Origin of the sequence: Micromonospora foliorum (assembly GCF_022229015.1) — a bacterium.
GTDB classification, from domain to species: domain Bacteria; phylum Actinomycetota; class Actinomycetes; order Mycobacteriales; family Micromonosporaceae; genus Micromonospora; species Micromonospora foliorum.
The window spans coordinates 1-14,498 of the sequence record NZ_JAKKFF010000210.1; the positions used below are offsets into that span (position 1 = coordinate 1).

At 72.7% G+C, this 14,498-nt stretch carries 14 protein-coding genes; 3 read left to right on the forward strand and 11 right to left on the reverse strand.

Annotated elements, in window-relative coordinates; all coding sequences use genetic code 11:
• Together PSH25_RS16285 and PSH25_RS16290 are read left to right on the forward strand one after the other, a co-directional pair.
• A partial coding sequence (locus PSH25_RS16285) for a CAP domain-containing protein (RefSeq protein ID WP_238659895.1) occupies positions 1 to 669 on the forward strand: 669 nt, incomplete at its 5' end.
• Positions 670 to 786: 117 nt separating this feature from the next.
• The gene (locus PSH25_RS16290) at positions 787 to 1,629 is read left to right on the forward strand and encodes an endo alpha-1,4 polygalactosaminidase (protein ID WP_238659896.1); all 843 of its coding nucleotides are present in this window, start codon (positions 787 to 789) and stop codon (positions 1,627 to 1,629) included.
• 50 nt (positions 1,630 to 1,679) lie between these two features.
• Here PSH25_RS16290 and PSH25_RS16295 read toward each other — a convergent pair whose 3' ends face one another.
• The 9 genes from PSH25_RS16295 to rsmD form a co-directional block, all read right to left on the reverse strand.
• Positions 1,680 to 3,899 (reverse strand): MMPL family transporter, encoded by a 2,220-nt coding sequence (locus PSH25_RS16295; RefSeq protein ID WP_238659897.1) that lies wholly within the window; start codon positions 3,897 to 3,899, stop codon positions 1,680 to 1,682.
• A gap of 218 nt (positions 3,900 to 4,117) precedes the next feature.
• The gene (mutM, locus tag PSH25_RS16300; RefSeq protein WP_238659898.1) at positions 4,118 to 4,975 is read right to left on the reverse strand and encodes a bifunctional DNA-formamidopyrimidine glycosylase/DNA-(apurinic or apyrimidinic site) lyase; all 858 of its coding nucleotides are present in this window, start codon (positions 4,973 to 4,975) and stop codon (positions 4,118 to 4,120) included.
• Positions 4,968 to 5,891 carry a ribonuclease III gene (gene rnc / locus PSH25_RS16305; protein ID WP_238659899.1) on the reverse strand — a complete coding sequence of 308 codons (924 nt, stop codon included), beginning with the start codon at positions 5,889 to 5,891 and terminating at the stop codon, positions 4,968 to 4,970. The genes mutM and rnc overlap by 8 nt, the downstream gene beginning before the upstream one ends.
• Positions 5,888 to 6,871, reverse strand: coding sequence for a phosphate acyltransferase (locus tag PSH25_RS16310; RefSeq protein ID WP_238659900.1), 984 nt, complete (start codon positions 6,869 to 6,871; stop codon positions 5,888 to 5,890). The genes rnc and PSH25_RS16310 overlap by 4 nt, the downstream gene beginning before the upstream one ends.
• Positions 6,872 to 6,985: 114 nt before the next feature.
• A complete protein-coding gene (gene rpmF, locus PSH25_RS16315) occupies positions 6,986 to 7,159 on the reverse strand; it encodes a 50S ribosomal protein L32 (protein WP_030335284.1) in 174 nt (57 codons plus the stop codon).
• Between the two features lie 5 nt (positions 7,160 to 7,164).
• Positions 7,165 to 7,728 carry a YceD family protein gene (locus PSH25_RS16320; RefSeq protein ID WP_091393061.1) on the reverse strand — a complete coding sequence of 188 codons (564 nt, stop codon included), beginning with the start codon at positions 7,726 to 7,728 and terminating at the stop codon, positions 7,165 to 7,167.
• 109 nt (positions 7,729 to 7,837) lie between these two features.
• A complete protein-coding gene (locus PSH25_RS16325) occupies positions 7,838 to 8,335 on the reverse strand; it encodes an SPFH domain-containing protein (protein WP_030335287.1) in 498 nt (165 codons plus the stop codon).
• A 245-nt stretch (positions 8,336 to 8,580) separates the two neighbouring features.
• The gene (gene coaD / locus PSH25_RS16330; protein WP_091393067.1) at positions 8,581 to 9,063 is read right to left on the reverse strand and encodes a pantetheine-phosphate adenylyltransferase; all 483 of its coding nucleotides are present in this window, start codon (positions 9,061 to 9,063) and stop codon (positions 8,581 to 8,583) included.
• Positions 9,060 to 9,623 (reverse strand): 16S rRNA (guanine(966)-N(2))-methyltransferase RsmD, encoded by a 564-nt coding sequence (gene rsmD / locus PSH25_RS16335; RefSeq protein WP_238659901.1) that lies wholly within the window; start codon positions 9,621 to 9,623, stop codon positions 9,060 to 9,062. The genes coaD and rsmD overlap by 4 nt, the downstream gene beginning before the upstream one ends.
• Before the next feature lie 398 nt (positions 9,624 to 10,021).
• Between rsmD and PSH25_RS16340 the strand changes: the two genes are divergently transcribed.
• On the forward strand, positions 10,022 to 11,164 hold the full coding sequence (locus tag PSH25_RS16340) for a cell wall anchor protein (protein WP_238659902.1): 1,143 nt from the start codon (positions 10,022 to 10,024) through the stop codon (positions 11,162 to 11,164).
• A gap of 65 nt (positions 11,165 to 11,229) precedes the next feature.
• Here PSH25_RS16340 and recG read toward each other — a convergent pair whose 3' ends face one another.
• Positions 11,230 to 13,428, reverse strand: coding sequence for an ATP-dependent DNA helicase RecG (recG, locus tag PSH25_RS16345; protein WP_238659903.1), 2,199 nt, complete (start codon positions 13,426 to 13,428; stop codon positions 11,230 to 11,232).
• Positions 13,425 to 14,498: fatty acid kinase subunit FakA-related protein (locus PSH25_RS16350; protein ID WP_238659904.1), on the reverse strand; the 1,074-nt coding region annotated here is incomplete at its 5' end. The genes PSH25_RS16350 and recG, both read right to left, overlap by 4 nt.

Genomic DNA, 14,498 nt, shown 5'->3' on the forward strand with positions numbered 1-14,498 from the left:
CTCACCCTGCCCGGCGGTGACGACGGGGCCGCGCAACCGACGGCCGTCGACGACACCTTCGCCACGTCGGCGCCGCCGACCGACGAGCCGGCGCTGGACACCCTCGCCGCGCCCTCCCCGTCCGCCATCCCCAGCCCGGCCTCTCCGAGCCCGTCGCCGAGCAGGGTCGTCAAGCCCACGCCGGCGTCGTCGCGGAGCACCGCCGCGTCGCGCCGCAGCGTCCAACGCAGCAGCGCGCCGAGCAACACCGGCAGCTCCACTGGTACCAACGGCTCCGGCGGCACCGTCAGCGCCCAGGCCCGCGAGGTGGTGGACCTGGTCAACGCCGAGCGGGCCAAGGCCGGCTGCAAGGCGCTGAGCATCGACACCAAGCTGATGACGGCCGCCCAGCGGCACAGCCAGGACCAGGCCGACCACCAGAACATGTCCCACACCGGCAGCGACGGCAGCAACGCCGGCACCCGGCTGGACCGGGTCGGTTACGCCTGGCGCACGTACGGCGAAAACGTGGCCTGGAACCAGCAGACCCCGGCCGCGGTGATGGACGCCTGGATGAACAGCTCCGGCCACCGGGCCAACATCCTCAACTGCGCGTTCACCGAGATCGGCGTCGGCATCGCCAGCAGCAACGGACCGTACTGGACGCAGGTCTTCGCGGCGCCGCGCTGACCGCGCGTCGTTCCCGCCCCCGCGCTCGTTTGACCCGGTGAGGTACGTCGGGCCGGAGCGTGGGGGCCGCGTACCGGTGCGGGCGGCGACCGGCCGTCCGGGACCCGGGAGCTGCCGATGCGGATCCGGCCGCGGCGACGCGTCGCCGTACGCCCACTGCACCGCGTCCTGTCCGCCGGCGTCGCTCTCGTGCTGGTGGTGCCGGCGTACGGGTGCCGGCCCACGCTGACCCCGCCTGGCGCGCCCACCGCGTGGCCGGCGGAACAGGCCCGGCACTGGCAGTGGCAGTGGCAGCTCAGCGGCCCCCTCGACCCGGCGGTGGACGCCGAGGTCTTCCTGCTCGACCCGGTGGCCACCACCGCCGCGCAGACCGCCGAGCTGCGCTCCCGGGACCGGCGGTTGATCTGCCAGGTGAGCGTGGGCTCGGTCCGCTCCGCCGACCCGGACGCCAGCCGGTTTCCGGAGGTCGTCCGGGGCGCGGCCGGGCGTCGACCCGACAGCCGGTGGCTGGACGTCCGGAGTTGGGACGCGCTCCGGCCGGTGCTGACCGACCGGTTCCGGCTCTGCCGGGGCAAGGGCTTCGGCGCGGTGGCGCTCTTCGACGCCGACGCGTACGCGGCCCGCACCGGCTTTCCACTCGACTTCGACGACCAGCTGCTGTTCAACCGCCGGCTGGCCGAGCTGGCCCGCTCGCTGAGCCTCTCCCCCGGGCTGGTCAACGACGTGCCGCAGCTCGCCGCGCTGGCCCCGGACTTCGACTTCGCGGTCAACGAGGAGTGCGTCCGGCTGGCCCAGTGCGCCAAGCTGCTGCCGTTCAGCGACGCCGGTAAGCCGGTCTTCCACGTCGAGTACACCGGCTCGACCGACGACTTCTGCGTCACCACCGTCGGCTACGGCTTCGCGTCGATCCGGAAGGACCGCACGTTGGACGCGTCCCGGGAAGCCTGCCCACTGCCCTGAGACGGCTGTGGCCGGGCCACGATCGCGGCCCGGCCCAGCGCGTTCGGCGGTCAGGGCACCGGCACCAGCTCCGGGGCGGGGGCCGGCGGATCGGTGGGCGCGGGCGCCGGGCGAGGGCGCAGGAAGCGCGGGGCCCACCAGTTGGCGTCGCCGAGCATGGTCATCAACGCCGGCAGCACCACTCCCCGGATGATGGTGGCGTCCAGCAGGATCGCCGCCGCCAGGCCGATGCCGAGCTGCTTCATGTCGATCGTGCTCAGCGTGGCGAAGATCGAGAAGACCCCGACCATCACGATCGCCGCGCTGGTCACCACCCCGGCCGACGAGGTGATCCCGTACGACACGGCGTCGCGGTTGGACAGGCCGGACCGGACACCCTCGCGGATCCGACTGACCACGAAGACGTGGTAGTCCATCGAGAGGCCGAAGAGCACCACGAAGAGGAACAGCGGCAGCCAGGACACGATCGCGCCCATCGACGTGAAGCCGAGCAGTCCCTGCGCCCACTCGCCCTGGAAGATCAACACCAGCAGGCCGTACGCGGCGCCGGCGGACAGCAGGTTCAGCGCGATCGAGCTGGCCGCGATCACCACCGACCGGAAGGTGAACGCCATGACCAGGAACGTCAGCACCAGCACGAAGCCCATGACCAGCGGCAACTTGTCCCGGACGTGCTGGGCGTAGTCCTCGCTGTCGGCCACGCCCCCGCCCACCGCGTACTCGATGCCGGGGATGCCGCGCAGCTCGGCCGGGACCAGGTCCCCGCGCAGCTTCTCCAACGACTGCACCGACCGGTCGTCCCGACTGGCGTACGGGGTGGCGACGTCCAGCACCGACACCCGCCGGTCGACCGAGACCTCGATCTTCGGGCCGTCCGCCTCGGTTGGGGCGAACAGCGGATCGCCGGCCGCCCGGGTGGACAGGTCGGTGAGGGCGGCGCGCACCCGGTCGGCCTGGTCGGCGGGCGCCCGGACGGCCACCACGTGATTGGTGCCGGCGCTCGGGAAGGCGGCGGTGAGCCGGTCGTACGCCTGCATGGCCGGGGTGGTGCGGGGTAGGTCCTCCATGCCGGGGAACTTCAGTTTCATGCCGAGCGCCGGCGCGGCCAACGCGAGCAGCAGCCCGACCGAGATGACAAGCGTCACGACCGGCGCGCGCAGCGCGGGCCGGAGCACCGCGGGCCACAGCCGGGGCGCGCGGGGCTCGCCGTGCCGGCCGGTCCGCGGCGCGGTCAGTCGCCAGAGCAACGGCACCCGGGGCCGGTCCACCCAACGGCCGAGCCGGGCCAGCAGGGCGGGCAGGACGGTCAGCGACCCGGTCACCGCGACGGCGACCACGAGGATCGAGCCGATGGCGAGGGACGAGAAGACCACGTCGCCGGCGAGCAGCAGGCCGGCCATCGAGATGATCACCGCGAAGCCGGAGACCACCACGGCGTGCCCGGAGGTCTCCGCGGCGATCTCCACAGCGTCCAGACCGGACCGACCCTTGGCGCGTTCCTCCCGCTCCCGGCGAATGTAGAACAGCGAGTAGTCGACCCCGACCGCCATGCCGATCAGCAGGATCACCGGTGCCGTGGTGTCGGTGGCCGGCACCAGGTGCGAGGCGAGGGTGGACAGACCCATCGCGGCGGCGACCGAGGAGAGTGCCAGCAGCACCGGCACGCTCGCCGCGATCAGCGCGCCGAACGCGATGATCAGGATCGCCAGGGTGACCGGCAGACTGAGCAGCTCGGCGCGCTTGAAGTCCTTGCCCAGGGTGTCGTCGAGGGCCTGACCGATCGACGGTCCGCCGACCTGCTCGACGCGCAGCTCGGGGTGCGCGGCCTGCACGGCGGCGGTGGTGTCCCGCAACGGCTGTACCCGCTCCGAGGCCGTCTCCGGGTCACCCGACATGGTGATCGGTAGCAGCAGCGCCGAGCCGTCCCGCGCGGTGACCGGCTGGCCCACCCCGGCCACCCCGGCGACCGTACGCAGCCGGGCCGCCGCGTCGTCGGCCGCCACCTTCGCCGCCGCCTGGTCCAACGCGCCACCCCGGGAGGTGATGAGGACGTTGTCCACGGCTGGGTCGTCGAAGTCGCCGGCGTCCACGATCAGGCTGGCCCGCCCCGCCTCGCCGATCGCCTGGTCGTTGCTGGTGGCCTCGTTGAGTCCGGCGGCGGTGCCGCCGACGAAGCACACCGCCACGAACACGGCCCACAGTGCGATCGCCCGCCACGGGTGCTCGGCGCTCCACCGCGCCAGCCGCACCGTCACCGGTCTTCTCCCCATCTCGGTCCCCCTGTCACGTCAACCCCCTGTCAACGGTGCTGACGCTAGGTGCGTGACGAGGCGGCCACATCGGGGATCGACCCCGGCTCACCCTGGAACCGCTGGACCGGGAGCGGGGTGCGTTCGTCGGGTGTCAGCCCGCGATCCGGCGGACACCGGGGTCCAGCCCGGAGCGACCCGCCGCGACCCGCCGGCATTCGCCCCGAGCCGGCTCCGGGTCATCCCCGAAGGGAACCCCGGGGCCGTGGCTGACAGCGCGGGCAGCTGTACGAGGAGCGGTTCATGAACGCCTCGCGGCGGATCGGCGCACCGCACCGGCGGCACGGCTCGCCCTCGCGGCCGTAGGCGTTCAGTGCCCGGTCGAAGTAGCCACTCTCGCCGTTGACGTTGACGTAGAGGGCGTCGAAGCTGGTGCCGCCCTCGCTGATCGCCTCAGCCAGCACGTCGCGGACGTGGCCGAGCAGGCGGTGCGCGGCCGGGCCGGTCAGCGCGTCGGTGGGTCGACCGCCGTGCAGCCCGGCCCGCCAGAGCGCCTCGTCGGCGTAGATGTTGCCCACCCCGGAGATCAGGGTCTGGTCGAGCAGGGCCCGCTTCACCTCGGTGTGCCGGCGGCGCAGTGCCGCGACGAACGCCTCGTCGGAGAACTCCGGGTCCATCGGGTCGCGGGCGATGTGCGCGATCTCGTCGGGCAGATCCGCGCCGCCCTCGCTCACCGAGAGCCCGCCGAACGTGCGCTGGTCGACGAAGCGCAGCTCCGGGCCGTCGTCGGCGAACCGGAACCGAACCCGCAGGTGGGTCTCGTCCGTCGTACCGGGTGGCTGGAGCAGTAGCTGACCCGACATACCGAGGTGCCCGACGATCGCGTCACCGCTGTCCAGTGGCAGCCACAGGTACTTGCCGCGACGGCGGGCGTCCAGCACCGTCCGGCCGGCGAGCACGTCGGCGAAGTGCACGTCCCCCGGCGCATGCCGACGGACCGCACGTGGATGACGAACCTCGACGGAGGCGATCCGCCGGCCGACGACCCACTGGGCCACCCCCTGCCGGACGGTCTCCACCTCGGGCAGCTCAGGCACGCCCCGGGCCCGTCTCGTGGCCGTCGGCACCCCCGGCCGGCAGCGCCTGCGCCAGGTGGTCGGCCCGCTCGGCCTGGGCCGCCCGGTCGGCGCGCTCCAGCGGCCCGAACGGCTCGTCCCGGTCGCCCGGGTCGTTCCGGTCGATCGGCTGGCCCTGACGGTCGTCGCCGGCCCGACCATCCTGGCCGTCGTCGCCGTTCTGGCCGTTCTGCTCGGCGAGCGTCCGCCAGGCAGCCTCGGCGGCCCGCTGCTCGGCCTCCTTCTTGCTGCGCCCCTCGGCGCCGCCGTACCGGTTGCCGGCCACCACCACCCAGGCCGTGAACGTCTTGAGGTGATCCGGGCCGGTGCCCTCGATCCGGTATTCCGGGACGCCGAGCCCGAGCGCCGCCGTCAGCTCCTGGAGGCTGGTCTTCCAGTCCAGTGCGGCCCCGCGACCGGCCGACTCGGCCATCAGCGGGTCGAAGAGCCGGTGGATGACGATCCCCGTGGTGTCCAGGCCGTACTGGAGGTAGATCGCGCCGAGCAGCGCCTCCAGCGTGTCGGCCAGGATGCTCGCCTTGTCCCGGCCACCGGTGGTTTCCTCACCCTTACCGAGCAGCAGGTACGCGCCGAGCCCGTCCGGGCCCAGACCGCGGGCCACGTCGGCGAGCGCCCGCATGTTGACCACGCTGGCCCGCAGCTTGGCCAACTGCCCCTCGGGCAGGTCCGGGTGGTTGTGGAAGAGCGCCGTGGTGATCACCACGCCGAGCACCGAGTCGCCGAGGAACTCCAGCCGCTCGTTGGTGGGCAGCCCGCCGTTCTCGTACGCGTACGACCGGTGGGTCAACGCGCGCTGGAGCAGCTCGGGTTCCAGGCTCACTCCGAAGGCGGCTTCCAGGTGACCGACGGACGCCCGCCGCCGCTTGTCGTTGCTCATGTGCGTACCTCGGTGTCGGTGGAGCGATCGGTGCGATCCGTCGCGGCGTTGCCGTCGAGCAACGCGGAGACCAGTTCGGTGGCGCGCCGCCGCCACAGGTGGGCGGCGAGAGCTATGCCCGAGGCGACGTCGTCGGCGCGGGCGGACCCGTGGCAGACGACCACCGTCCCCGCGACGCCCAGCAGGGCCGCCGCGCGGGGCGCGCCGCCCTCGGCAGGTGGGCCGCCGGCCATCGCGTACGCGCCCTCGATGGCCTTGAGCAGCACGTTACCGGTGAAGCCGTCGGTGACGACCACATCGGCGCGCGCGCCGAGGGCCACGTCGTACCCCTCGACCAGACCGACGTAGCGCGCCCCACCGGGCAGCGGTTCGACCGCGAGCAGAGGGTCGGTGGCCCGGCGGACCCGGTCGCCCTTGCCGGCCTCGGTGCCGACCGAGAGCAGCCCGACCCGTGGCGCGGCGATCGAGTGGGCCACCGCGGCGTACGCGGCGCCGAGCACGGCGTGCCGGGCGAGGGTGGCCGGACGGGGTTCCAGGGAGCCGCCGACGTCGAGCAACACGACCGGCCCCGCCACAGCGGGCAGGGTGGCGGCCAGCGCGGGTTGGCGGATCTCCGGCGATCGGCCGAGGCCGAGCACGGCGGCGGTGACGGTGGCACCGGTGGCGCCGGCGGAGACCAGGGCGTCGGCGGTCCCGTCACGGACGGCGGTGACCGCGGCCCGGACGGTGCTCTCGGCGCGGGCGGCGCTGGGATGGTCGGCCATGCCGACGACATCGCGGACGGGCCGCACCGTGATCCGGGCGCGTTGCGCCGGATCGAGGGCAGCAATCAACTCGTCGGCGACCTCGGTCGGACCGACGAGAAGCAGATGCAGGTCAGGGTCGGCGCGCATGGCCCGCAGAGCGCCGTCAACCACGACGGCGGGAGCGTCGTCCCCGCCGAGGAGGTCAACGGCGATCCGCGCGGCGCCCGGCTCCACCGGAACGCCGGCCGGAGTGGGCCGGCCGGCGGCGGAGGGAGCCGGAGCACCGGGCGAATGCCAGGGTGCGCGCGCCGCCCGACCTGGGGTCGGGGGCGTCACTCGGCGTCCAGGTCAGACCTCGAGAACCTGGCGGCCGTTGTAGGTGCCGCAGACGGAGCAGGCGGCGTGCGGCAGCTTCGGGGACTTGCACTGCGGGCACGCAACGGTCGCGACCACGGTCGCCTTCCAGTTCGCCCGGCGGGACCGGGTGTTGCTGCGCGACATCTTGCGCTTCGGGACGGCCACGGTTCTTACTCCTCTGTAACGGTCAGTTGCGACAGGCCCGCCCAACGCGGGTCGATCTGCTGGTGACTGTGGTCGGCCGGCAGATCGTCCCAGTGCGCCCCGCATTCGGGGCACAGTCCTGGGCAGTCCTCCCGGCAGAGCGGGTTGGTCGGCAGCGTGAGCACCAACGCGTCCCGCAGCGCCGGCTCCAGGTCGATCAGATCGCCCTGCATCCGGCCCACCTCGTCCTCGTCGGTCGTGGCGTCCGTGGTGCTGTCCTCGTACGCGTACAGCTCCTGGATCGTCACGCCCATCGAGTCGTTGATCTCGCGCAGGCAACGGCCGCACTCGCCCCGGACGGGACCGGTGATGGTCCCGGAGACGAGCACGCCCTCGGACACCGACTGCAACCTCAGATCGAGGTCGAGGTCCGCGCCCTCCGGCACGCCGATCAACTCCACACCGAGGTCCGCCGGTGCCGGCACGACCCGCCGGACCTCACGCAACGCGCCAGGGCGACGCGGCAGGTCCCTCGTGTCGAGGACCAACGGCGACCTGGGGTTGAGTGTCGATGGCGAGTGCTTGGGCATAGTTAGACTCCGGCCGGTGAGAGGCCGACAAAAAAGGTTACCTGGACGACGCCCGGACCGTCGAACCGGGGGCGACGCCCGCCTGAGAAGTCGGCTGGTGAGGTGCCGCTCAGAAGGGTAGCGGGCGTTCCGCCTCATCCCCAGCGAAGGTGCCGATCTCCCGCAGCGCGTGCATCTTGTCCCGGCCGCGCTCTATCGAGGCCAGCGCCCTGGTGAGGAACTGCTCGAAGTTGGCCAGCGCGGTGTCGACGTAGTCGTCGACCTCCTCACGCAGGCGCTGCGCCTCGGCGCGGGCCTCGCCGATGATCCGGGCGCCCTCGTGCTCGGCCGAGACAGTGATCTCGTTCACCGAGACCAGGCGGGCGTGTTCTGCCTCACCCTCGCTGATGATCCGGTCCGCCTCGCGCTTGCCGGCTTCCATGATCTTGTCGCGCTCCTCCAGGAGCGCGGCGGCGCGACGCAGGTCGGCGGGGAGATCGGCGCGCATCTCATCGAGGGCAGCGATCATCTCACCCCGGTCGACCATGCAGTTGTTGCGCGACATCGGGACGGAGCGAGCCTGCTCCAGGATGGCGATCAGTTCGTCGATGCGATCGAGCGGGTCCACCGGCTACCTCACTCCTGTCGTTCGTCGGCCGACCTCCATGATGCGGGCTACGGCCGTTCCCCGCGCCACCAATCATGTCGTGCCCGCCCCACCGCCGCCCCACTCACCCCAACCCGGCGAGTCGCGACATAGTCACCCCGCGCCCACCCCCGCGTCGATCTTGCACTTCCGGTTACGCCGAACCGCCCGGAAAGGGGCGAGCCGGCACCACAGGTGCACGATCGCGGGGGTGAAGGGGGGTCAGGTCAGGGGCGGGGGCCCAGGCGGGCCTGGAGGGCTTCGCGGACCGGATCGGGGACGTGGGCGGAGATGTCGCCACCCCACTTGGCCACGTCCTTGACCAGGCTCGACGAGAGGAACGAGTAGAGCGGGTTGGTCGGCATGAAGAGCGTCTCGACGCCGGCCAGACCGATATTCATCTGGGCCATCTGCAACTCGTAGTCGAAGTCGCTGACCGCCCGCAGGCCCTTGATCAGCACACTGGCCTGCTGGGCCCGGCAGAAGTCCACCAGCAGCCCTCGGAACGACTCGACCCGCACGTTGCCGTACGACGAGGTCACCTCGCGGAGCATCTCGATGCGCTCCTCGACGGTGAACAGGCCACTCTTCGACTGATTCACCAACACACCGACGATCACCTCGTCGAAGAGCCGGCTGGCCCGCCCGATGATGTCGAGGTGTCCGTTGGTGACCGGGTCGAACGAACCGGGACACACCGCACGTCTCATGATCGGCGACCGTACCAAAGGGTGGTCTCGCCGTAACGGCGACTGCGCTCGGCGGTGATCCCGTCCACCCAGTCGAACTCCCTGGTCCGGCGGGACCGCTCCACCACCACCAGCGCGTCGGGCACCAGCCAATCGCCGCCGACCAGCGCGGCCAACATGGCGGTGATCTCCTCGTCCGGCACCGCGTACGGCGGGTCGGCGAAGACCACGTCGTACGGCTCGCCGTCCGGGCCGGCGGCCAGCACCGTCGCCACCTTGCCGGTGACCAGACGGGCCGCCGGGCCGGCGCGGAGGGCCGCCACGTTCTCCCGGATCACCCGCGCCGCCCGCGGGTCGGACTCGACCAGCAGCACGTGCCGGGCCCCCCGGGAGAGCGCCTCCAGCCCGACCGCGCCGGAGCCGGCGTACAGGTCGGCGAAGCGGGCGCCGTCGAGATCGACCTCGGCCTGGACGGCGCTGAACAGCGCCTCCCGGACCCGGTCCGAGGTGGGTCGGGTGCCGGCGCCGGGCGGCGCGGCGATCCGCCGGCCGCCGAGCGTCCCGGCCACGATCCGGGTCACCGTTTCCTCCTGCTCATGCCCGCGACGCTACGCGATGCGGCGCGGAGCCGGTCAGCACGGCGCGGATCCGGGGAGCCGACCAGCCGGCGCCGACGCGGAGCACCTGAGCAGCCCCGACGGCGCGGTATCCACGGTGGATGCCGCGACCCGGCGGACCGTCCCCAGTGACCGGACCGACACCTTCGGTACATCAAAGATCACGAATCGACTACATTGCCGGATGGCAATGATCTGAACTCCCCTCATTAACCACCCATCAGTACAGTCTCCCCCTGTCCCCGCTTTCGCCGCGGGAACACCACCGCGTCGCGCGACGCCCCGGTGAGCAGGTGACACCCCGGTCACGATGCCTCCCGGCCTCCCGCCACGCGATCCGTACCCCCTCACCAGGAGCAGGCGTGAACCCTCCCAAGTCTCCGTTCCGGCGCGTCGCGGCCATCGCCGCAGGCGCGCTGATCGGCCTCGCCGGCGTCGTGACGTTCGCCGCACCCGCCAGCGCCCACCACAGCGAGATCCAAGTCAAGGCCGACTGCGACACCGCCACCGGCGAGTGGGTGGCCACCTGGACCGTGAAGAGCTACGCCCCGGGCAACGTCAAGAACTACAAGTTCAGCGAGGTCTCGGCGAAGACGTACGTCGGCGACACCGCCACCGACGCCACCATCGCCGGCATCGCCGTGACCGAGGGCAAGCTCTACCCGCACGCCGTCAGCGACGCGATCGTCGCCACCCAGCGCCTGGACGCGAAGACCACCAAGGCCACCCTGTCGGTGCGGGCCATGTGGGACAACGAGTTCGTGGACGACCAGCTGCGCTCGGCGTCGATCGAGTTCAGTGGGACCTGCGCCAAGGAGCAGCCGCCGGTTCCGGCTACCCCCAAGCCGACCGCCAGCGTGGCCTCGGACTGTGACGGCGACGTCGTCGTCAAGCTCGGCAACGCCGAGGACGCCACCGCTCCGGCGAAGTTCACCATCACCGGTGCCGGCGACTTCGCCAAGGACGCCACCGTCGCCCCCGGCGACAGCAAGTCGGTGAAGGTGCCCGCCAAGAACGCCACCGCCATCAAGGTGGTCGCCGACGGTGTGGACAAGCCGCTCTTCGAGGGCACGCCCGCCGCCGCCGAGAACTGCGTCGAGCCCGGCGAGCCGGCCGGTAGCTACAAGTCGACCTGCACCGAGCTGATCTTCGACATCGCCAACCCGGCCGACGGCAAGACGATCACGATCACCTTCACCCCGAACAAGGGCAAGGCCCAGACGCTGACCGTCGAGCCGGGCAAGAGCGGCACCGTCACCTTCCCGGCCCACGAGGGCCTGACCGTGACCCCGACCGCCGAGGGTCTCGACGACAGCAGCCCGATCGCCTGGGAGAAGCCGGCCGACTGCACCCCGGGTCAGGGTGGCGGCGACAAGGACGAGCCGGCGCTGCCGCTGACCGGTGCTGCCACCGGCGGCATCATCACCGGCGCCGTGGTGCTGCTCGCCGCCGGTGTCGCCCTGTTCGTGGTGGCCCGTCGTCGTCGGGTGCGCTTCACCGCCTGAGACAACCCGCTCTGACACCTGAGGGCGCGTCGACCACCCGGTCGGCGCGCCCTCAGCCATCTTGGTCAGCCCTTTTCCAGGTACTCCGCGCGGTCCTCGTCCACCAGGGCGGCCACCGAGGCGGCCAGCGCCGGGCTGCGGGTCAGCTCCGGGTCGTCCTCGATCAGGGTGATCGCCTCGGCGCGGGCGTCGCGGATCAGGTCGGCGTCGCGTCGCAGGGACAGCAACCGCAGGTGTGAGCGGTGCCCCGACTGGGTGGCACCCAGCACGTCGCCCTCGCGGCGCTGCTCCAGATCCAGTTCGGCGAGCTTGAAACCGTCGCTCGTGGACGCCACCGCGTCCAGCCGCTCCCGTGCCGACGACCCCTCGGCCGCCTCGCTGACCAGCAGGCAGAGCCCGGCGGCGGCGCCCCGGCCGACCCGGCCCCGCAACTGGTGCAGTTGAGAGACACCGAACCGGTCGGCGTCCAGCACGATCATCACGGTCGCGTTCGGCACGTCCACGCCGACCTCGACCACTGTCGTCGCCACCAGCACGTCCAGGTCACCGGCCGCGAACGAACGCATCACCGCGTCCTTCTCGTCGGCCGGCAGGCGACCGTGCAGCACCCCGATCCGCAGGCCGTGCAGCGGACCCTCGGCCAGCAACGGGGCCACCTCGGTCACCGCCAGCGGCGGCCGCCGCCCGTTGTCGTCCTCTGGTGGCGGCTCCTCGTCCGTGGCCGGCCCGTCACCGATTCGCGGACACACCACGTACGCCTGGTGGCCGGCGGTCACCTCCTCACGCAGCCGACGCCAGGCCCGGTCCAGGTAGGCCGGCTTCTCGGCGGCCGGCACCACGTGCGAGGCGATCGGCGACCGCCCCCGGGGCAGCTGGGAGAGCGTGGAGACCTCCAGGTCGCCGTAGACGGTCATCGCCACCGTGCGCGGGATCGGGGTGGCCGTCATCACCAGCACGTGCGGCGGCTGGTCGGCCTTGGCCCGCAGGGCGTCGCGCTGCTCCACGCCGAAGCGGTGCTGCTCGTCGACCACCACCAGGCCGAGGTCGGCGAAGTCGACCCCCTCGTAGAGCAGGGCGTGGGTGCCGAGCACGATGCCGGCGGCGCCGCTGGCCACCTCACCGAGCGCCCGGCGGCGGGCCGCCGCGCCCAACGAGCCGGTGACCAGCTCGACCCGGGTGGCGTGCTCGGCGGAGCCCAGCTCACCGGCCCGCCCGAGCGGCCCGAGCAGGTCGAGCATGCCGCGGTGGTGCTGGGCGGCCAGCACCTCGGTGGGCGCCAGCAGCGCGGCCTGCCCGCCCGCGTCGACCACCTGGAGCATCGCCCGCAGCGCCACCACCGTCTTGCCCGAGCCCACCTCGCCCTGCAACAGGCGGTGCATGGGGTGCGGGGTGGCCAGGTCCGCCGCGATCTCCACCCCCACCTCACGCTGACCTGCCGTCAGCTCGTACGGGAGTCGGGCGTCGAAGGCTTCCAACAGCCCGCCCGGGCGCGCCGGGCGGGGCCGGGCCGGCCAGTCGGCGGCCCGGTGCTTGCGCTGCACCAGGGTCACCTGCACGGCGAAGGCCTCGTCCCACTTGAGGCGCCGCCGCGCCTGGTGCAGCGCCTCCTTGCTGGACGGCCGGTGGATCTCGGTCAGCGCGGCGCCCAGCCCGACCAGCTTGCGGCTGGCCCGCACGGCGCTCGGCAGTGGATCGTCCGGCGGGGTGAACGTGTCCAGGACGACGCGCACACAGCGCGCGATCACCCAGGTCGGCACGGCCGCGGCAGCCGGGTAGACCGGGATCAGCGCTCCGGCGAACTCCTCGATGTCGTCGCTGACCGCCGCCTCGCCGTCGCCACCCTCGCCGAGCAGGACGTACTCCGGGCCGTTGAGCTGCCGGTTGCCCCGGAACTCGGTGACCTTGCCGGCGAACAGGCCCCACCGGCCGGGGCGCAGCTCGCGCTCGCGCCACGCCTGGTTGCCGAAGAAGGTCAACGTCAGCACCCCGCCGGAGCCGTCGCCGACGGTCACCTCCAGCAGGTTGCCCCGCCGCTGACGCATCGGGCGCACCGCGGTGCGCTGCACCTGGGCCAGCACGGTGACCTGCTCACCGACGTCCAGTGAGCGGATGTCGGTGTGCTCACCACGCTCGTCGTAGCGACGCGGGAAGTGGTAGACCAGGTCGCCCGCGGTGTGCAGGTCGAGGTGCGAGGCCAACGCCTTGGCTGTCTTGTCCCCGACCAGCTTCTTCAGCGGAGTGTCCACCGTGGCTGGTTCGCTCATTCGATCCCTACCAGGAGCGGATAAAACGGCTGACCGCCCGGGTACGCGTGCACCTCGACGAACGGCCAGCGTCGCGCGACGTGCGCGCGGACGGCATCGGTGAGCCCGGCCGGGGCGTCCACCCCGGTCAACAGGGTGACCATCTCGCCACCACCACCGAGCATCCGGTCGACCACTGCCGCGCAGGTGTCGGTCAGGTCGGTGCCGATCAGGTGCACCTCGCCCTCCACCAGCGCCAGCACGTCACCGGGACGGCAGGGGCCGGCCACGGTCAGCGCCTCCCGGCTGGCGTGGCAGACCTCGGCGTAACGGCAGGCGCCAGCGGCCTCGGCCATCGCGATGACGTCGTCCTCGAAACGGCGGTCACCGTCGCGGACCGCGAGGGCTGCGAGGGCCTGCACCGGCGAACGGGTCGGCACCACGCTCACCTTGATGCCGTACCGGTGGGCCTCGCGGGCGGCCGCGCTCGCCACCGCCTCGGTGTTGGCGTCGTTGGGCAGCACCACCACCCGGGCCGCCCCGGTGCTGCGGACGGCGTCCAACAACTCGCCCATGGACGGGTTGCCCGGCACCACGGTGGCCCCCTCCGCGGCGAACAGGTCGGCGATGCCGCCGCCGGTGGCCACCACCACCGCGGCCCGGCCGGCCACCACCGGGCCGGAGGGCGACTCCGGCTGGTCGGCGAAACGGGTCACCGAGATCCGGTACGGCCGGCCGGCGGCGACACCGGCCTCGACCGCCGCGCCCACGTCGTTGACGTGCACGTGCACGTTCCAGGTGCCCTCCGGCTCACGCCCGTCACCGACGACGACAAGCGAGTCTCCCAGGGCGTCCAGTGCCCGCCGCAGCCCGGCGACCGACTCGGCGCGGGCGTCGAGCAGGAACTGCACCTCGTACGCGTACTCGTCGGAACCGGTCTCGCGGGCGACGGTGGCCGCCGGGCGGGCGGAGCGTGGTGTCGGCGCGGGCCGGGCCGTGCGCTCCCCGGTCAGCACCTCGACCAGGGCGTCGAGCAGCACGCAGAGCCCTCGGCCACCGGCGTCGACCACGAGACCGGTTCCGACGAGTAC